15 protein-coding genes are annotated in these 14879 nt (G+C 67.6%); 6 read left to right on the forward strand and 9 right to left on the reverse strand.

Annotated features, from left to right (window positions below):
• Positions 1–627 precede the first annotated feature (627 nt).
• Positions 628–912: a MoaD/ThiS family protein gene (locus ACH413_RS36015; RefSeq protein ID WP_360040280.1), complete on the reverse strand. Its 285-nt coding sequence runs from the start codon at positions 910–912 to the stop codon at positions 628–630.
• Positions 909–1988, reverse strand: coding sequence for an exo-alpha-sialidase (locus ACH413_RS36020; protein WP_360040277.1), 1080 nt, complete (start codon positions 1986–1988; stop codon positions 909–911). The genes ACH413_RS36015 and ACH413_RS36020 overlap by 4 nt, the downstream gene beginning before the upstream one ends.
• A gap of 146 nt (positions 1989–2134) precedes the next feature.
• Here ACH413_RS36020 and ACH413_RS36025 point away from each other — a divergent pair, with 146 nt between their 5' ends.
• Together ACH413_RS36025 and ACH413_RS36030 are read left to right on the forward strand one after the other, a co-directional pair.
• On the forward strand, positions 2135–3817 hold the full coding sequence (locus ACH413_RS36025; protein WP_360040274.1) for an acyl-CoA dehydrogenase: 1683 nt from the start codon (positions 2135–2137) through the stop codon (positions 3815–3817).
• 114 nt (positions 3818–3931) lie between these two features.
• The gene (locus ACH413_RS36030; protein ID WP_360040271.1) at positions 3932–5935 is read left to right on the forward strand and encodes an NPCBM/NEW2 domain-containing protein; all 2004 of its coding nucleotides are present in this window, start codon (positions 3932–3934) and stop codon (positions 5933–5935) included.
• Here ACH413_RS36030 and ACH413_RS36035 read toward each other — a convergent pair.
• Positions 5932–6564, reverse strand: a complete 633-nt coding sequence (locus ACH413_RS36035) for a TetR/AcrR family transcriptional regulator C-terminal domain-containing protein (RefSeq protein WP_360040268.1) — start codon at positions 6562–6564, stop codon at positions 5932–5934. The two genes, ACH413_RS36030 and ACH413_RS36035, sit on opposite strands and share 4 nt — an antisense overlap.
• A 68-nt stretch (positions 6565–6632) precedes the next feature.
• On the opposite strand from ACH413_RS36035, the gene ACH413_RS36040 reads away from it, so the two are divergent.
• Positions 6633–7073 (forward strand): ester cyclase, encoded by a 441-nt coding sequence (locus ACH413_RS36040; protein ID WP_360040265.1) that lies wholly within the window; start codon positions 6633–6635, stop codon positions 7071–7073.
• Here ACH413_RS36040 and ACH413_RS36045 read toward each other — a convergent pair.
• The 5 genes from ACH413_RS36045 to ACH413_RS36065 all read right to left on the reverse strand — a co-directional run bounded on the left by ACH413_RS36045 (position 7070) and on the right by ACH413_RS36065 (position 10524).
• A complete protein-coding gene (locus ACH413_RS36045) occupies positions 7070–7969 on the reverse strand; it encodes an asparaginase (protein ID WP_360040262.1) in 900 nt (299 codons plus the stop codon). The genes ACH413_RS36040 and ACH413_RS36045 overlap by 4 nt on opposite strands.
• A complete protein-coding gene (locus tag ACH413_RS36050) occupies positions 7950–8717 on the reverse strand; it encodes an amino acid ABC transporter permease (RefSeq protein WP_360040260.1) in 768 nt (255 codons plus the stop codon). The genes ACH413_RS36045 and ACH413_RS36050 overlap by 20 nt, the downstream gene beginning before the upstream one ends.
• Positions 8717–9331: an amino acid ABC transporter permease gene (locus ACH413_RS36055; RefSeq protein ID WP_360040257.1), complete on the reverse strand. Its 615-nt coding sequence runs from the start codon at positions 9329–9331 to the stop codon at positions 8717–8719. The genes ACH413_RS36050 and ACH413_RS36055 overlap by 1 nt, the downstream gene beginning before the upstream one ends.
• Positions 9328–10206, reverse strand: coding sequence for a glutamate ABC transporter substrate-binding protein (locus ACH413_RS36060; protein WP_360040254.1), 879 nt, complete (start codon positions 10204–10206; stop codon positions 9328–9330). Before ACH413_RS36060 ends, ACH413_RS36055 begins: the two co-directional genes overlap by 4 nt.
• A gap of 111 nt (positions 10207–10317) precedes the next feature.
• The gene (locus tag ACH413_RS36065) at positions 10318–10524 is read right to left on the reverse strand and encodes a cold-shock protein (RefSeq protein WP_030468404.1); all 207 of its coding nucleotides are present in this window, start codon (positions 10522–10524) and stop codon (positions 10318–10320) included.
• A gap of 246 nt (positions 10525–10770) precedes the next feature.
• On the opposite strand from ACH413_RS36065, the gene ACH413_RS36070 reads away from it, so the two are divergent.
• Together ACH413_RS36070 and ACH413_RS36075 are read left to right on the forward strand one after the other, a co-directional pair.
• Positions 10771–10986 carry a hypothetical protein gene (locus ACH413_RS36070; protein WP_360040251.1) on the forward strand — a complete coding sequence of 72 codons (216 nt, stop codon included), beginning with the start codon at positions 10771–10773 and terminating at the stop codon, positions 10984–10986.
• A 74-nt stretch (positions 10987–11060) separates the two neighbouring features.
• A complete protein-coding gene (locus tag ACH413_RS36075) occupies positions 11061–11765 on the forward strand; it encodes a hypothetical protein (RefSeq protein WP_360040248.1) in 705 nt (234 codons plus the stop codon).
• A 7-nt stretch (positions 11766–11772) separates the two neighbouring features.
• Here the strand turns inward: ACH413_RS36075 and ACH413_RS36080 are convergent, their stop codons facing one another.
• Positions 11773–12876 (reverse strand): sugar ABC transporter substrate-binding protein, encoded by a 1104-nt coding sequence (locus ACH413_RS36080; RefSeq protein WP_396425432.1) that lies wholly within the window; start codon positions 12874–12876, stop codon positions 11773–11775.
• Positions 12877–13105: 229 nt separating this feature from the next.
• On the opposite strand from ACH413_RS36080, the gene ACH413_RS36085 reads away from it, so the two are divergent.
• On the forward strand, positions 13106–14806 hold the full coding sequence (locus tag ACH413_RS36085) for a S8 family serine peptidase (RefSeq protein WP_360040340.1): 1701 nt from the start codon (positions 13106–13108) through the stop codon (positions 14804–14806).
• The last annotated feature ends 73 nt before the right edge of the window (positions 14807–14879 follow it).

Genomic DNA, 14879 nt, shown 5'->3' on the forward strand with positions numbered 1-14879 from the left:
GTCAGGGGGCCGGGCCGTCAGGGGGCCGGGCCGTCAGGGGGCCGGGCCGTCAGGGGGCCGGGCCGTCAGGGGGCCGGGCCGTCAGGGGGCCGGGCGGTCAGGGGGCTTGACCCGGAGGTAGTCGGTCCAGAGGCGGCCAGTCCAGAGGCGGCCAGTCCGGGGGCCGGGCGTCCGACTGCCAGGCAGTCCGGGGGCCAGGCAGTCCGACGGCCAGGCAGTCCGAGGGTTTGTCCCGGAGGTGGTCGGTCCAGGCGCTCACTCCGGAGATGGCCGACTCAGAGATGGCCGATCCAGGGTTCCTCCTGTCCGGTTGGGCCTTCTCGCTCACCTGCCGCTCTGACCGACACCTGCCGCCGCCCTCCGCCCCTTCCGCTTGCGGGGCGAAGATGACCATGGTTTCCGGACACCTACTAGACGGCGCCAGGCGTGGATCAGGACCAGGTTCACCCGTCCGGGCGACCGAAGCCGGGCCACAAGTCGTGGGTACCGCAGTCGGCGGGCAGCCCGGCGGCTGCTCCCGCGCGAAACGTGCTCCCGCGCGAAACGTGCTCCCGCCAGAAACGCGCCTGCAGCCACGCCTGGCCGGGGTGCGCCGCCATCCCCGGTCGGCGCACCCCGGCTGGGCGGTCAGCCTCCTGCCACCGAGGGCAGGATCTGGATTTCGGCGCCTGCCGGTAATGGGGTGGCCGGGCAGGAGAGGCGGCGGCACTCCTCGCCGTTGACGTAGAAGTTCACGTAGCGGCGGAGGGTGGACTGTTCGTCGCGCAGGCGGCGGTTCAGGGCCGGGTAGGTGTCTGCCAGGACATCCAGGGCCGCTCCCAGAGTGGCTGGGTCTGGGACGTCCACGTCGAGGTGGGCCGCGCCGTCGGTGGCGTTGCGCAGGACGCCTGGGATCAGGACTGTGACCTTCACGTCGGGATCACCGCGGCTCGGACCGACATCACGTCCGGGAGGTGGGCCGCTACCCGGTGCCAGGTGTCGCCCTCGTCCGGGCTGGCGTAGACCTCGCCTGAGCGGGAGCCGAAGTAGACGCCGGGGACCTCGGCGTCGTCGGCGCACATGGCGTCGCGCATCACGGCTGTCCAGAAGGCGTCCGGGAGGCCTTCGCCCAGGGCTTCCCAGGACGCGCCGGCGTCTTTGGAGCGGTAGACGCGGCACTTGCCCTCCGGTGGGAAGCGGCGGCCGTCGGCCTCGATCGGGAACGTGAAAATCGTGTCCGGGTCGTGGGGGTGGACGACCATCGCGAAGCCGAAGTCGGTCGGCAGACCGGAAGCGATGGACTGCCAGGTGTCGCCTCCGTCGTCGCTGCGGTAGACGCCGTGGTGGTTCTGGGCGTAGAAGCGCGAAGGCGAGGCCGGGTGTTGTGCGACCTTGTGCACGCATTGGCCGAACTCCGGCCACGGATCCGGGAAGAAGTACGCCTTGATGCCCTTGTTGCGGGCCTCCCAGGACTTGCCGCCGTCAGCGGTGCGGTAGACGCCGCCGGTCGACATCGCCACCAGCATCCGGTCCGGGTCGACCGGGTCGGGCACGATCGTGTGGACGGCCTGGCCGCCGAAGCCCGCGTCCCACTCCGGGCGGTGCGGGTGGTTCCAGAGGCCCTCGACGAACTCGAACGAGCGGCCGCCGTCCGACGACTTGAACAGCGCCGACGGCTGGGTGCCCGCGTAGACCACGCCCGGTTGCGAGGCCGGCGCCGGCTGGAGCTGCCAGACGCGTTCCAGCGCGGCGTCCTCCACCGGGAACGCGATCGGTGGCGTCGAGGACTCCTCCCAGGTGGCGCCCAGATCGTCCGAGATGGACACGCCGGGGCCGAAGTGCGGCGAGGACACCCCTGCCAGCAGGCGCAGGCCCGCACGCGCGTCGAACGCGACCGCGTACACCTCCTGCATCGCGTGGTGCGGCCCGTCGACCTGCCACGAGACACGGTCCTCACTACGGGCGAGCCACAGTCCTTTGCGCGTACCGATCGCCACGACCACCGTCATCGCAACGCAGCCTCCCAGGTCAGAAGATGTGATGCGGAGCACGTTACGCCGGGGGTCTGACAATTTCTGAGCACGAGGGAAACCCCACGTAGACCCACAAGTTACTCACTGGTAGCGTCCGAAAGAAGAGACGCAAGGAGGCGCCAGTGCTGCTCGACCCGAACCACTACGACCCCGCCCACCTCGACGACGAGACGCGGCGCCTGCTCAGGGCGACCGTCGACTGGTTCGAGGCCCGCGGCAAGCGGCAGCTCATCGCGGACGCGCAGGACAAGGTCTGGTACACCGAGTTCCTCGACTTCGTGAAGCGCGAGAAGCTCTTCGCCACCTTCTGCACGCCCGCGAGCGTCGACGGCACCAAGCGCTGGGACGCCGCCCGCAACGCCGCGTTCAGCGAGGTGCTCGGCTTCTACGGCCTGCAGTACTGGTACGCCTGGCAGGTCACGGTTCTCGGCCTCGGCCCCATCTGGATGAGCGGCAACGAGGAGGCCAAGCAGAAGGCGGCGGCCCTCCTCGACAGCGGCGCGGTCTTCGCGTTCGGCCTCTCCGAGAAGGAGCACGGCGCCGACGTCTACAGCACCGACATGATCGTCACCAAGACCGACGACGGTTACCGGGCCAACGGCAGCAAGTACTACATCGGCAACGGCAACGTCGCCGGCATGGTCAGCGTGTTCGGCAAGATCGACGACGAGTACCTCTTCTTCGCCGTCGACAGCCAGCACGAGAACTTCAAGCTGGTCAAGAACGTCGTGGACAGCCAGATGTTCGTCAGCGAGTTCCGCCTCGACGACTACCCGATCACCGACGCGGACGTCCTGCACCGCGGCCCCGACGCGTTCAGCGCGGCGCTCAACACCGTGAACGTCGGCAAGTTCAACCTCTGCACGGCCAGCATCGGCATCTGCGAGCACTCGTTCTACGAGGCGATCACCCACGCCCACAACCGGATCCTCTACGGCAACCCGGTCACGAACTTCCCGCACGTGCGCCAGAACTTCGTCGACGCCTACGCGCGCCTCACCGCGATGAAGCTCTTCGCGGACAGGTCGGTCGACTACTTCCGCAGCGCCGGCGAGAACGACCGCCGCTACCTCCTCTTCAACCCCATCACCAAGATGAAGGTGACGAGCGAGGGCGAGAACGTCATCGACCTGCTCTGGGACGTCATCGCCGCCAAGGGTTTCGAGAAGGACACCTACTTCACCCGCGCCACGGCCGACATCCGCGCGCTGCCCAAGCTCGAGGGCACCGTGCACGTGAACCTGGCCCTGGTACTGAAGTTCATGCCGAACTACCTCTTCAACCCCGCGCAGTACGAAGAGGTCCCGACGCGGCACGACGCGACCGACGACGACTTCTTCTGGCACCAGGGTCCCGCACGCGGACTCGGCAAGATCCAGTTCCACGACTGGGAGCCGATCTACGCCGAGCACGCCCACCTGCCCAACGTGAAGCTGTTCCACGAGCAGGCGAACGCCATCAAGACCCTGCTCACCACCGCCGCTCCGGACGAGAACCAGCAGAAGGACCTCGACTTCCTGCTCAACCTCGGCCACCTGTTCACCCTGGTCGTCTACGGCCAGCTGGTCCTGGAGCAGGCCAAGATCACGAACACCGACCAGAGCGTCCTCGACCAGATCTTCGACGTCCTGGTCCGCGACTTCGCCGGCTACGCGACCGCCCTGCACGGCAAGGCCAGCAGCACCGAGGCCCAGCAGCGGTGGGCCGTCGCGCAGATCCGCAAGCCGCACGTCGACCAGGCCCGTTTCGACGCCGTCTGGCAGCAGGTCGCGGCGCTCTCGGGCCAGTACGAGATGCGCCCGTAAGCACCGAACGAGACGCAGGGGGCGGAGCCGACAGGTTCTGCCCCCTTGACGCGCGTGTTGCACAAACGTTTACCTGAGTCCCTGCCGCCGCACTCCGCAGATTGGAGCGCGCAAGTGGATCTCCGCCGTTGGCGCACAGCCGCAGTCGCCACCCTCATCGCCGCGGGCACCCTCGTCACACCCCAGGCACACGCGCAGAAACCAGACCTGGCGCTGACACCGCCGATGGGCTTCAACAACTGGAACAGCACGCACTGCCGCAACGACTTCAACGAAGACATGGTCAAGGGCATCGCCGACATCTTCGTCGACAAGGGCCTGAAGGACGCGGGCTACGAGTACGTCAACATCGACGACTGCTGGGCGCTGCCGGAACGCAACGCGGACGGCGACCTCGTCCCCCACCCGACCCGATTCCCCCACGGCATCAAGGCAGTCGCCGACTACGTGCACTCCAAGGGCCTCAAGTTCGGCATCTACACCAGCGCCGGCACCAAGACCTGCGAGAACAACGGCGGCTTCCCCGGCGGTCTGGGCCACGAGGAGCAGGACGCGAAGCTGTTCGCGAGCTGGGGAGTCGACTACCTCAAGTACGACAACTGCAACAACCAGGGCGTCGACGCGAAGTACCGCTACACCAAGATGCGCGACGCCCTGAACGCCACCGGCCGCGAGATCGTGTTCAGCCTCTGCGAGTGGGGCGAGAACAAGCCGTGGGAGTGGGCGAAGGACGTCGGTCACCTCTGGCGCACGACCGGCGACATCACCGACAGCTGGAGCTCGATGCTGTCGATCGCCAAGCGCAACATGGAACTCGCCGACTTCGCGGGCCCCGGCCACTGGAACGACCCGGACATGCTGGAGGTCGGCAACGGCGGCATGACGGACGTGGAGTACCGCAGCCACTTCAGTCTCTGGTCGATCATGGCCGCACCCCTGCTGATCGGCGCCGACCTGCGCAAGGTCACCCCGGAGACGTTCGAGATCCTGGAGAACCGCGAGGTCATCGCCGTCAACCAGGACGAGCTCGGCTTGCAGGGCAAGGTGATCCGCGACGAGGGCGGCACCCACGTGCTCGTCAAACCACTGTCCAACGGCGACAGGGCCGTACTTCTGTTCAACGAGAACGACAGCGCCACCACCGCGTCCGTGACCGCCCAGGAACTCGGCCTCACCACGGCGACCGGCTACAAGATCCGCGACCTCTGGGCCAAGACCACCACGCACACCGCGGGCTCGATCAGCGCGGCACTTCCGCCGCACGGTTCGGCCATGTACCGCGTCAGCAAGGCGAACGACTGGTACCGCTACCCGCCGGCCGTCGCCGCGGGCGCGTCCGGCGAACTCCTCTACCCCGGGGCACTGCCGATCGCACAACCCGGCAAACCCCTCAGCTACACGACCTCGGTGACCAACTCCGGCCGCCTGCCGGTCAGCCTGGTCCAGGCGAGCCTGACCGTCCCGGCGGGCTGGACGGTGAAGGCCACCACGCCGAGCTTCGCCGCGGTTCTCGCAGGTCAGAAGACGTTCACCACCACCTGGCAGGTGACGGCCCCCGTCGGCGTGGCGCCGGGCAAGTTCCCGGTCGGCGCGTACTTCACCTTCCACAGCCCGCTCGAGAACAACCCGGTGACCAGGCAGTCCTCGGCCGAGGTGCTGGTACCCGGAGCGGCACCGAAGGGCGAGAACTTCGTCAGCGACCTGAAGTGGCTGCGCAGCACCAACGGCTGGGGCCCGGTCGAGGTCGACGCCACCAACGGCGAGACGGCGGCCGGTGACGGCGGCCCGATCACCATCCGCGGCGAGGTGTTCGCGAAGGGTCTGGGCACCCACGCGCCGGCGCAGCTCGAGTACTACGCGGGCAAGGCCTGCTCGAAGGTGACCGCGACCATCGGCATCGACGACCGGAAGGTCAACGCGCAGAGCCTGGTGAGCTACCAGGTGTGGGCGGACGCCACGAAGGTCTACGACAGCGGTCCGGTCAGCGGCGCGGACGCCGCGAAGTCGTTGGAGGCCACCGTGTCCGGAGCGACGGTCGTGCGCCTGGTCGTCCTCGACGGCGGCAACGGCACCACGAACGACCACGCCGACTGGGGTGACCTGAAGATCACCTGCTAGCCGGACTGGTAGCGCTCCAAGGCCGCGATCATGAGTTCGAGCCCGAACTCGAACTCGTGATCGTGGTCGTAGGTCCCCAGCTCGTCGAGAACCCCGGCGGACAACGGGAACGCCGCCATGTCGACCTCGACGTAGGGCGACAGCGCGATCCCGCCGAGCTCCGGCGAGGTCGCGACCTCCCTCATCAGCGTGCCCAGCAGGTACGACACCATCGCCCGCATCATCCCGACGGCGATCTTGCCCCGGAACCCGGCGCGGTCGAAGTTCATCAGCGCCAACTCGATCGTGCGGAACCCCGCCTCGGTGCTCAGCCGCCGCGTCGCCAGCATCACGAACGCGCGGGGGTGCCGGCGCGCCAGCTCCCGCACCGCACGGGCGTGCGCCCGGATGTGATCACGCCAGTCGTCGCTGTCGACCGTGTACGGCTGCGCCTCGGCCATGATCCGCTCGGCCGCGAGGTCCACCAGCAACGCCTTGTTCGGCACGTGGTTGTACAGCGACATCGTGCCCGCGCCCAGTTCGGCGGCGAGACGACGCATCGAGACGGCCTCCACGCCCTCACGTTCGATCAACCGCACTGCCGCATCCACGATGCGGGCACGGGTCAACGGTTCACGTGAGGAGGACACTGGCGGAGACCATACGACGTGGAGTAACTTCCCTGCGACGTACGGCGTACGTAGGAGGGTCAGCCGGCATGACCGAGTCCAAGGCGCTCAGAGCGCTGCGCGAAGCGATCGTCTTGGAGCACATGGAGTCGCAGAACGACCACGACTTCGACACCTCCCTGAACACGTTTCCGCACCCCCGCTACGAGATCATGGCGTCCGGCCAGGTCTTCGACGGCGTGGACGAGGTCCGCGGGTACTGGCAACGCACCCGTGCGGCGTTCCCCGACCAGCGCAACAAGGTCATCGACGTCCATCACGCCGACAACGCCGTGATCCTCGAGTTCGAGCTGGAGGGCACGCACCTCGGCAGCCTCACCGGCGAAGAGGTCACCGGACGGTCGTTCAAGGTCAGGATGGTCGGTTTCTTCCTCTTCGACAAGGACGTTCTTGTCTGCGAACGGGTCTACGGCGACACGGCGACGGTCATGAGCCAGCTCGGCATGCTCGACGTCCCCGAGAAGTTCTAGAGGACCACGCGCACCTCGCCGACCACCTGCCCGCCACCGAGCACCGGTACGGACAGGGATTCCTTGGCCGGAGACACGTCAAACCCCAGCGCCGCCAGCGCCGTGAGCCCGATCGCCGTCGTGGCACGGGGATTGCCGTCGAGCACCTTCACCGCGACCGCGTGCCCGGCGGAGGTCGCCAGCACCAGCACCCCCTCCGCGCCGCCCTTGGCCACCACACCCGGCAACTGCTGCATGACCACCGTGTTCACGTGCCCGGTTCCACCGACGTACTCGGGAAACCCGCGCATGGCCTCGGCAACGGGCGTGCGCACCAACCCCTGCATCGCGCGCGCCAAGCCGTGCAACGACAGTCCGTACACCGGCGCGCCACAGCCATCGATCGCCGTGTGCGCGACGGACTCGCCCGAAAGCTCCTCGACTGTCCGCATCACCAGCTGCTGCAACGGATGCGAAGGCTCCAGATAGGTCTCGACCGGCCACCCCGCGGCCACGCACGCCGCCAGCATCGCCGCGTGCTTGCCGGAGCAGTTCATCCGCACCCGCGAGGGCTCCGGCACCCGTTGACGCGTCTCCTCGTCCTCCGGCCACGACGGCGGGCACTGCAACAGCTCCACCGGCAACTCGCCGAGCAGCCGCGTCACCAGTTCGAAGTGCCGGTCCTCCCCCGTGTGCGACCCGGCCGCGATCGCCAGCGCGGGCCCCTCGAGCGGCGCTCCGGCGGTCAGGCACGCCAGCGCCTGGAACGGTTTCATGCACGACCGCGGCAGCACCGGGTCCTGCACCGCACCAACGGAAAAGCCCACGTCACCGGACGGCAGCAGGCCGACGACGCTGCCGTGGTGCAGGCTCTCCACGAACCCGGACCGGGTGACCTCAGCGAGCAGTGCGGGCACGAGCGGCCTCCAGCCGGTGGGCCAGCCTGGACAGCGCCAGGTTGACCACGAGGTAGACGAACGCGACGACGATGAAGGTCTGGATCAGCAGACCGTTGTAGTTCGCGAGCACCCGGCCGTTGAACAACAACTCCGTGTAGGACACGACATATCCCAGCGAGGTGTCCTTCAACAGACTGACAGCCTGGGTGACGAGCAACGGCGTCATGTGCCGCACGGCCTGTGGCAGCACCACGAACCGCGTCACCACACCGTCCGGCATGCCCAGCGACAACCCCGCCTCGCGCTGGCCGGGATCGACCGACGAGACGCCCGCCCGGAAGATCACCGCGTACGAGGCCGCGTGCGACAACGCCAGCGGCACCACGAGCTTCCAGAACAGCGGCAGGTTCACGCCGAACGACGGCAGCACGAACAGCATCACGTACACGAGCAGCAGCACCGGAACAGTGCGCATGACCTCGGCGTAGGCGCGGGTGAACCGGTTGGGCCGCAACGCGAGCAGCAACCCGCCCGCCATCGCCAGCACGCCGGTCGCGCACGCCGCCAGCACCGTCGACCACAGGCCGGTGAGCAGATAGCGCCAGACGGGCCAGGTCAGGTACGGCCTCCACCGAACAGGATCCAGCTGGCCACCTGCCGCGAACTGCCGCAACCCCAGCGCCACCAGTCCGGTCAGCACGAGCACGGCCACCACCGAGATCCAGAAGATCCGGCGGCGCGCACGTGGTCCGGGAGCGTCGAACATCAGGCCAGCCGCCGTTCCAGCACCCGCGCGCCGAACCCGATGCCCGCGGCCATCACCAGATAACAGAGCCCGACCCCGGTGAAGACCAGCAACGGCTGCGCGAGCTCCAGGTTGATCCGTTGCGCCGCACGGGTCATGTCCACCACACCGACGACTCCGGCCAGCGCCGTCGCCATCGTCAACGCGATCGCGATGTTCGCCAACGGCTGCACGACCCGCCGGGAGGCCTGCGGCAGGATCACGTGCCGCAACGACTGCCGGAACGAGAGCCCGAGCGCCCGCGCGGCCTCCCCCTGCCCGGACGCCACCGAGTTCACGCCCGACCGCAGCGCCTCCGCCACGAAAGCCGCCTCGTACAACGCGATCGCCGTGAAGGCCGTCCAGAACAACGGCATCTTCACGCCCACCTCGGGCAGCCCGAACACGAACAGCACCAGCCACGCGAGCAGCGGGATGTTCCGCCACACCTCGACGTAGACCGCGCCGACGGCCCGCAGCAACGGCACCGGCACGATCCTCAGGACGGCCACCAGCAACCCGACGAGCAACGCGCCGGCGAACGACAGCAGGGTGAGAGCGACGGTGTTCAGAAAGCCTTCGAGGACCAGGCTCATGAGGCGATCGCGGGTGGCGCCGGCGCGTCGCCGGTGACCACGGTGCCGATCGTCTGCTTCCAGACCTCCTGCCACAGCCCCGACTTGCCGATCTCGCGCAGCCAGTCGTTGACGAACTTCGTGAACTCGGCGTCGCCGTGCTTGATGCCGATGCCGTACGGGTCCTCGGTGAACGGCTCGCCGACGAGCTGCAGCTCGCTGTCCTTCGACGCGTCGGCCACCAGAATCGCCTGGTCCTGCACGTAGGCCTCGCCGCGGCCCTGCTTCAACGCGGTCAGGCACTCGGGATCGGAGCCGAACTCGAGGATCTTCGCGGTGGGCGCCGCGTCCTGCACCGCCTTCACCCCGGGGGTGTTGGCGCCGACGATGACGGTCTTGCCCGCCAGATCAGCGGGTTTGCCGATGCCGGAGGTGCCCTTGCGCACCGCGATGGACTGCCCCGACTGGTAGTAGGGACCGGCGAACGCCACGCGCTCGGCGCGCTGCGGGGTGATCGTGTAGGTCTGGATGATCACGTCGACGGTGCCGTTGGCCAGCAACGGTTCGCGGGTCTCGGAGGTCGCGGAGAGCAGCTCCGTGGAGGGCTTGCCGACGATGTACTGCGCGAGCAGTTTGCCCAGGTAGGCGTCGAAGCCGGTGAGCTCGCCGCTGATCGGGTCGAGCTGCGAGAGCAGCGGGGCGTCCTGCGAGCCGCCGATGATCAGCTCGCCACGTTTCTTGATGCGGTCCACGGCCGAGCCGGGGGTCACCTGACCTGCGTAGACGGGTGCCTTGGCCAGCAGCGCGTCGATCTTGCTCCCGCCTGGCACGGCACCTTCACCGCCGGCGCATCCGGCCACGAAGAGCAACAGAGCGGCTACGAACAGTCTCCCCATGCCGCGACGCTACGATCGCGATCAATCGGGCACAAGATACGACAAAGCCGCTTGTCCGATAGTGGACAGGCGGCTTGTCAGATACAGATCAGATGTGCTGACCAGTCGGACTCAGACGGCGCGAACGCCCTGGGCCTGCGGGCCCTTCTGGCCCTGGCCGATCTCGAACTCGACCCGCTGGTTCTCTTCGAGAGCCTTGTAGCCGTTCATCTGGATCTCGGAGTAGTGGACGAACACGTCGGCGCCACCGTTGTCAGGGGAGATGAAGCCGAAGCCCTTCTCCGCGTTGAACCACTTGACGGTGCCCTGTACTGCCATCTTGCTACTTCTCCTCTAACAGGTGCCGGATCGCGCTCGCGACCACCGGGTCAGGACGCGACGGCGCCTTCTCCGGAACCTGGAGAAACCACACACTCGCGACCTCGTTCCGCGAGCGGGGAAATCCACGAACACGCAACGTACGACCATGGACAGTCAACCATGGGTCCCCGTCATCAGTCGAGCTATGGATCTCACTGATCTCGCTGCTATCGTGAGACTCCAAATGATCTCGCGGAGGTACCCGTGCCCGAGCAGATGAAGCTGTCGATCACGGTCACAGTCGCGCCGTGGTCGGCGGGTGGCCTGCTCGGACTGGTCACCAAGTACCTCGTGAAGCCGGCTCGGGAGACCCAGGCCAAGGGCCGCCCGACGGTGGTCAACAAGTCCAGCGGACCCGTCCACGGCACGCTCTTCCAGATCGGCAACGTGCACGGGGACGTCCACTACCGGGACCGGTAACCTGGAGGGTCGTTGACCCAGGGGGCCGCGGCTTGACCGGCAGCGACAGACTGCTCTTCTTCTTCATCGGCTTGGTGACCACATTCGTGTTCATCCGCATCAGCGTGCGCTTGATCAGAGCGAAGGTCCGCTGGTGGCCGGGCAACTTCGTACACGGCGACACGCACGTGCATCACGTCGTGTTCGGCACCGTGCTGTTGCTGTTGTCGAGCGTCACGAGCCTCGTCATCCCGGACGACATGCACGGCGCCAGGCTGGCCGCCGCGGCCGTTCTCGGCGTGGGCGCGGCACTGGTGCTGGACGAGTTCGCGCTGATCCTGCACCTGCGGGACGTGTACTGGACGAAGGCGGGCCGGCTGTCCGTGGACGCCGTGTTCCTCGCCGTCGGTCTCACCGGGACGTTCCTGCTCGGCGCACGCCCGTTCGGCTACGACGAGGTGCTGCAGCTCAACCCGGAGACGACACCGGCGTCCACGTTCACGCTCCGGCTGATCGCGATCTCGGTGAACCTGTGCCTCGCGATCGTGGCCCTGCTCAAGGGCAAGATCTGGACCGGGCTGCTCGGCCTGCTCGTGCCGCTGGTGCCCGCCGTGGGCGCCGTGCGGCTGGCCAGGCCCGGCTCACCGTGGGCGCGCTGGCGTTACCCGGAGGGCTCACGCAAGCTGACCCGCGCCTACCGCCGGGAGGCGCGGATCAGGCAGCCGATCATCCGCGTGAAGATCGCCGTGCAGGAGTTCATCTCGGGCCGTCACGACCTGCCCGATCAGGACAGGCCGTGACGGTCCGCTAGCTTCCGACGATGTCCTGCTGGGCGCAGGCCGCGGCGAGGTCACCGGCGCACAGTTCCGCCGGCTTGATGATGCCCTCGGTGACCAGCGTCCGGACGTTCTCCTTCTTGATCAGCGTCGCGCCGAGCAGCACCGACTTCATGTCACGCCGCGCGACGGGATCCCGCAGGTTGCCGGTGGCGAGGTCGTCGGCACCCTCCAGGTCGCCCCGAGCGATGGCGATCGCCAGCCTGGACGCGGCCTCGGCCTCGTCGCGCACCGGCTTGTAGACGGTGATGCACTGGTCGCCGCGCAGCACGGCCCGCAGGCCGTCCACAGTGGCGTCCTGGCCGGTCACCGGGACCTTGCCCGCGAGGTTCTTCTTCTTGAGCACGGCGATGACCGCGCCCGCCAGGCCGTCGTTGGCCGCGACCACGCCGTCGACCTTGCCCTGGTTGTCGTTCAGGATCTGCTCGAACAGCTGCCCGCCGAGCTCGTTGTTCCAGTCGGCGACCGGCTGGGACTTCACGAGCTTGAGCGCGCCGCTGTCGTACTTCGAGGACAACCGCGACTTCTGTCCCTGGGTGAAGAGCGTGGCGTTGTGGTCGGTCGGAGCGCCCTCGATCTCGATGATGTTGGCGCCCGGCTTGTCACCGAGGCAGCCCAGCAGACCGTCCGCCTGCAACTGGCCGACGTTCACGCTGTCGAAACCGACGTGGTACTCCGCCTGGCCGCCGAGCGTCACGCGGTCGTAGTCGATGACCGGGATGCCCGCCGCCTTCGCCTTCTTCTGCACCGAGAGTCCGCCCGCCGCCGACAACGGCGTGATCATCATGACCTTCACCTTGCGGCGGATCATCTCGTCGGCGATCTGCGCGAACTTCGCCTCGTCACCCTCGGCGTTCTCCATGAACGGTTCGATGTCCGCGTAGTTGAACGCCTGTGTGAGCAGTGGGCGGTCTTGCTCTTCCCAACGCGCGGATGTCGTTCGGTCGGGAAGGATTACCCCGACGATTGGTTTGGGACCGCGCGTAGGCAGCGTCGGAGAGCCCTGACCAGCTTCACCACAGGCAGTCAGGAGAAAGAGCAGGCACGCCGACGATGCCATTACCCGTCTTCGCATAAACGCGGAGTCCAGTCCTTGAATCTTGTTAAGTCAAGATTTCTTCTCATAACATCACGCTCCGCTTCCGATCGGCTACAGTTCGATTCCGTACGAAAGGCGCTGATGTGCGGCGAATTTTCGTGTCAGTGTGTCCAACTTGGGCGGCAATCGGGGGCCGCACCGTGTTGTTGGATCCAGCCCTGACCGGGTGTGAGGAGACAGCTAGGTGAGAACGCGCAGAACCGTGATGGCGGTGGCGGCAACGGTGTCGCTGATCGCCGCGGGCACTTCGGCGGCGGGGGCCGCGCCGGCCTCCACAGGGCCGATTACGGAGTACACCGTCCTTCTGGAAGAACCCGGAAACCGCGACTTCGCGATCGACGCCGTGGAAGCGGCGGGCGGCGAGGTCGTGCGGAGCAACGACGCCGTCGGCCTGCTGACGGTCAAGGCGCCCGCGAACGGCTTCGCGGAGAAGGTTTCCGCTTCGAGCGCGATCGTCGGCGCCGCTCGGACCAAGCCGATCGGGCACGCGCCCGCGGCGAAGGCCGAGAAGGTCAAGCGGGACAACGTCGAGAAGGAGAACAAGGCAGAGCAGGCGAACAAGGCTCCTGCTCCGTCGAAGTCGACGGCGGGCATGGACCCGCTCGACGGCGACCTGTGGGGCCTGAACCTCGTTCGCTCCAACATCGCGCGGGCCAAGCAGGCCGGCGACAAGCGCGTGTACGTCGGCATTCTCGACACCGGTGTGGACGGTTCCCACCCGGACATCGCGCCGAACTTCAACAACGAGCTCTCGCGCAACTTCACCGTCGACATCCCGAACGACTCCGACGGTGGCGTGTTCGACGGCCCGTGTGAGTTCCGCGGTTGCGTCGACCCGGCGAACTGGGACGACGGCGGCCACGGCACGCACGTCGCCGGCACCATTGGCGCCGCTGCCAACGGTTTCGGCATCTCCGGCGTCGCGCCGAACGTGTCGCTGGTCAACATCCGCGGCGGCCAGGACGCGGGATCGTTCTTCCTGCAGCCCGTCGTCGACGCCCTGACCTACGGCGCCGACATCGGCCTGGACGTCATCAACATGTCGTTCTACGTCGACCCCTGGTACATGAACTGCGCCAACGACCCCACGGCCTCGGCCGAGGAGCAGCTGGAGCAGCGCACGATCATCGCGACCGTGCAGCGCGCGCTGAACTACGCGCACCGCAAGGGCGTCACGCTGATCGGTGCCGGTGGCAACAACCACGAGGACCTGGGCAAGCCGCGCCAGGACACCGTGAGCCCGAACTACCCGCCGGGTCACAACCGCCCGCGCCCGATCGACAACGCGACGTGCCTCAACCTCCCGACCGAGGGCAACCACGTCATCTCCGTGTCCGCTCTGGGCCCGTCGACCGCCAAGGCCGACTACTCGAACTACGGCCTCGAGCAGACCGCGATCTCGGCTCCCGGTGGTTACTTCCGCGACGGCCTCGGCACGCCGTGGTACCGCACCAACGAGAACCTGATCCTGTCGACCTACCCGCGCAACGTCGCTCTCGCCGAAGGCGCGATCGACGAGGCAGGCAACATCACGCCCGACGGTCTGGCCGCCGGCGTGAAGAAGGCCGTGCAGGGCGACAAGGTCGGCTACTACCAGTTCCTGCAGGGCACCTCGATGGCCGCCCCGCACGCCGCTGGTGTCGCCGCGCTGATCGTCAGCCAGTACGGCAAGAAGGACAAGAAGAACCCCGGTCTGACCCTCGACCCCGACAAGGTCGAGAAGGTGCTCTACAAGACCGCGACGCAGCGCGCCTGCCCGAACCCGCGCACTGTCTCGTACGTCAACGTGGGCCGCACGCCGGAGTTCGACGCCACCTGTGAAGGTGACTCGAAGTTCAACGGCTTCTACGGTCACGGCATCGTGGACGCCTACGGTGCTGTCACCCGCGGTGGTCAGTTCCTGTAAGTCCTTGTAGGACAACGAAAGGCCCCCGGGTTCTTGACGGGGGCCTTTTGCTTGCGACGAAAGTCGTCGCTCC

It is taken from the genome of Lentzea sp. NPDC020367, assembly GCF_044387305.1.
Classification (GTDB): Bacteria; Actinomycetota; Actinomycetes; order Mycobacteriales; family Pseudonocardiaceae; genus Lentzea.

What these genes read in the sequence shown, in the direction of transcription:
- ACH413_RS36080 (WP_396425432.1), bottom strand. Translation starts at nt 12,876, where the DNA reads ATGCGAAGACGGGTAATGGCATCGTCGGCGTGCCTGCTCTTTCTCCTG.
- ACH413_RS36050 (WP_360040260.1), bottom strand. Translation starts at nt 8,717, where the DNA reads ATGTTCGACGCTCCCGGACCACGTGCGCGCCGCCGGATCTTCTGGATC.
- ACH413_RS36060 (WP_360040254.1), bottom strand. Translation starts at nt 10,206, where the DNA reads ATGGGGAGACTGTTCGTAGCCGCTCTGTTGCTCTTCGTGGCCGGATGC.
- ACH413_RS36055 (WP_360040257.1), bottom strand. Translation starts at nt 9,331, where the DNA reads ATGAGCCTGGTCCTCGAAGGCTTTCTGAACACCGTCGCTCTCACCCTG.
- ACH413_RS36020 (WP_360040277.1), bottom strand. Translation starts at nt 1,988, where the DNA reads ATGACGGTGGTCGTGGCGATCGGTACGCGCAAAGGACTGTGGCTCGCC.
- ACH413_RS36040 (WP_360040265.1), top strand. Translation starts at nt 6,633, where the DNA reads ATGACCGAGTCCAAGGCGCTCAGAGCGCTGCGCGAAGCGATCGTCTTG.
- ACH413_RS36065 (WP_030468404.1), bottom strand. Translation starts at nt 10,524, where the DNA reads ATGGCAGTACAGGGCACCGTCAAGTGGTTCAACGCGGAGAAGGGCTTC.
- ACH413_RS36085 (WP_360040340.1), top strand. Translation starts at nt 13,106, where the DNA reads ATGGCGGTGGCGGCAACGGTGTCGCTGATCGCCGCGGGCACTTCGGCG.